We start from the raw sequence: 1,100 nt of genomic DNA, 5'->3' as shown, positions 1-1,100 counted from the left end.
CACGGGGCCAAAGGGTTAAGAAGCTGGACGCAATTTGTCACCATGCTCTTCAGCCAACTGACCGGCCAGCACGGGCTTAGGAGCATGGAACAGGGAATGAACAGCCAGCGCAACGGCTGGTACCACATGGGCATAAAGGATACCGAACGGGAAATAAAGAGGTCAACCTTGTCGTATGCGAACGCGCATAGGAGCGCGGATTTATTTAACGCGGTATTTGAAAGTTTGTCGGTTCAGGCGCAATCGGCGTTTGGAAGCCACGGGTTTAAGTTTAAGAACCCGTTGTACAGCATCGATTCCACGACGATAGACCTGTGCTTAAAATTATTTCCCTGGGCTGATTTCCGCAAAGGCAAAGGCGGGATAAAGCTTACGGTCAAGCTGGATCATCAGGGGAAGATACCCTGCTTCGCGGTTCAGTCAAACGCCCGTGAGCATGACGCAAAGAAGGCGCGGGAAGTGCCGTATGAAACTGGGGACGTGCTTGTTTTTGACCGTGGATACGCCGATTACGCCTATTTCGCGTCAATTTGCGCGAAAAAAGCGTATTTTGTGACCCGGTTAAAGAAAAACGCCGCATATAAGCCGGTCAAAAAGAATCCTGTTAGGGAAGGAGGGAACGTCATATCCGATTATGAAATAATAATTCCGTCATTGTCGGAAGAAATAAGGCTGCGTAAAATAACGGTGCGCGATCCTGAAACAAAGAAGCGGATAGCGCTTTTAACGAATAACCTGAAGTGGTCTGCCGCGACTGCAGGCGGTGTGTATAAGGAGCGGTGGCAGATAGAATTGTTTTTTAAAACGATAAAACAAAACCTGAAAATAAAACGGTTTTATGGCAACTCCAAAAACGCCGTCATGACGCAGATATGGACGGCGTTAATAGCGTACCTGTTATTTTATCTGTTGAAAGTAAAATCAAAAAGTTTACATCTGTCATTTACTAATTTTATTTCTGTAATAAAGACAATGTTGTTTCAACGTGTTTCCCTTTATGATTTTTTATGTGGTACAAGCCCGCCGCCAAAAATTAATAAGTTACCTGAATGTCAGACGGAGTTCGTATGGTAGGGGGATTTATTTTGGACACTAATGAT

General features: G+C 45.3%; 1 protein-coding gene. It reads left to right on the top strand.

What is annotated here, in order from left to right; all coding sequences use genetic code 11:
- Window positions 1-1,074 (top strand): IS4 family transposase (locus ACYVRH_RS13520; RefSeq protein WP_461257414.1); only part of this gene is annotated, 1,074 nt, incomplete at its 5' end.
- Window positions 1,075-1,100: the final 26 nt, after the last annotated feature.

The organism is Treponema sp. R80B11-R83G3 (assembly GCF_054786115.1).
This window is presented reverse-complemented; position numbering and strand designations above follow the sequence as displayed.